Raw genomic sequence first — 1,900 nt, forward strand, 5'->3', positions numbered from 1 at the left:
CTGTCCCGTGAAACACCCAGCACTCACTTTAATAATTTCGGTTTCATCACAAGCAAACAAATGGAAAAGTGAGTGCTGGGTCAGCGTAGCTGGTTTCACTGGGATGTGCAACGAAGTTGCCAGCCTGCCCCGTTGAATAGCTCAACGAGCTAGCCCGCAGGGCATTCAACTGGGGTGCCAAAAAAATCTTCTTAGGCACGGGAAGCCTTCAGGCTTCACACAAATTGGCATACCTCCCCCCTGAAGAGTTACTCCCCACTGATCTGTTGACTGACTGACCGAAATCTGTTTTCAGCATGTTTGCGCCTTAATTGATGCGCATTAAAAAAACAGTCAATTAAAAATTCAGGAACAAAGCAATTATATAACTCTTTGATTTTACTGGTTCCCGTCACCTGTCTCCTGACTCCTGCAACTGAAAAAAGGGCTTTTTGTAGTCGCGTCTTAATTCCTGGCAAGGATTAAGGACGATCCAGACAGAGCCTCCCTTGCCCCCACCACCTCTCACAATTTTTTCCTGCTATCTCAACAATTCTTCACTGAGGCAATGGCATGTTAGCTGCTTAAGCGTCAAAATTCAATCCCCAATTGTCCTTGCTATGTGTAGCTGATCAAAGTAAAGGACTTGATCACCCTAAATCTTCAGTCTTTGCAGCACGAACCAAACTATGCTTTTCATCCTGGCCTTTTTCCTGGTCTACCTGGGCATGCACTGCTTCACCTGGGCGCGCTTCGCCGCGCAGTTCGAATTCTCTTCCAGAGTCAGGCGCGGTGGCTTCTTGCTCTGCCTGCTTCTGGCACTCAGCCCCATAGCCGCCCATATCATCCCCCTGTCCTGGCCCGAATCTCTGGTATATATAATATGGCAGGTTGTCTTTACCTGGCTGGGAGTGATATTTTACCTCTTTTTGCTCCAGCTTGCCCTTTTTGTTCTGCAGCTTATGGTCTGGCCTGTAAGGGTCAGGATCAGCCCCGGGCTTTCCCGGGCAGCAGCCTTTGCAATCATCACCGTAACCATTCTAACCGTGGGCTGGGGATTTATGGAGGCAGCAGGTCCGGTGCGGGTAACAGAGTACGAAATATCTTCGCCAAAAATTGGCAATGATCTGCGGGTAGTCTTTCTGTCGGACACCCATCTGGGGGTGCAGAAGTCCATGCAGCGGGTCAAGGACCTCAAAAGCCTTGTCCATGATCAGGACCCGGACCTGATCATCCTGGGCGGGGATATATTAAACGACCACCTGGAATGGCTGCAGGAAGAAGCCCGCATCATGCAGGGCATGCAGGCCGGCCTTGGCAAGTACGCAGTCCTTGGCAACCACGAATTTTATGCCGGAGCGGATGATTCCAGGGACTTTTTTGCCAGGGCCGGGTTCACCCTGCTGGAGGACGAGACAGAAAAGCTCTCAGAGACAAATATAGAAATCATCGGGGTCAGCGACCCGGCACCCCACGGGAGATTCAGGCAGCACCAGGAAAACGTCACTAAGCAATTGACCAGAAGGCTGGACCCGGACAAATACAACATCCTGGTCAGTCACCGTCCCTGGGGATTCGAAATCGCCCGGGACGCCGGGGTGGACCTGCACCTGGCCGGGCATACCCACAAGGGGCAAATTTTTCCTTTCCGCTTCTTTGTCCGGCTCAAGTACGATCACGTCTACGGCATTCGCCGTTCAAACGACTCATCCCTGATAGTCACCAGCGGGGCCGGCAGCTGGGGTCCGCCCATCCGCGTCCTGGCCCCGCCGGAAATCGTCCTGGTAAAAATAAGCCCCGGCGTATCTGTTTAGCGCTTTGCATGTGGCATGGGGACTGGCTCTTCCGGGACCCACTTGTCCCAAAAAATGAGATATTTTAAGCACAAAATGATGCTCAAGTGGGTCCCGGAGTGCCTGTC

General features: G+C 52.1%; 1 protein-coding gene. It reads left to right on the forward strand.

What is annotated here, in order from left to right:
• Positions 1–668 precede the first annotated feature (668 nt).
• A complete protein-coding gene (locus tag D5S03_RS05295; RefSeq protein WP_287042894.1) occupies positions 669–1,793 on the forward strand; it encodes a metallophosphoesterase in 1,125 nt (374 codons plus the stop codon).
• Positions 1,794–1,900: the final 107 nt, after the last annotated feature.

The organism is Desulfonatronospira sp. MSAO_Bac3 (genome assembly GCF_003838035.1).
GTDB lineage: Bacteria > Desulfobacterota > Desulfovibrionia > Desulfovibrionales > Desulfonatronovibrionaceae > Desulfonatronospira > Desulfonatronospira thiodismutans.

Excerpts from the sequence above, each read along its gene's own strand:
- D5S03_RS05295 (WP_287042894.1), top strand. The coding sequence starts at position 669 with ATGCTTTTCATCCTGGCCTTTTTCCTGGTCTACCTGGGCATGCACTGC.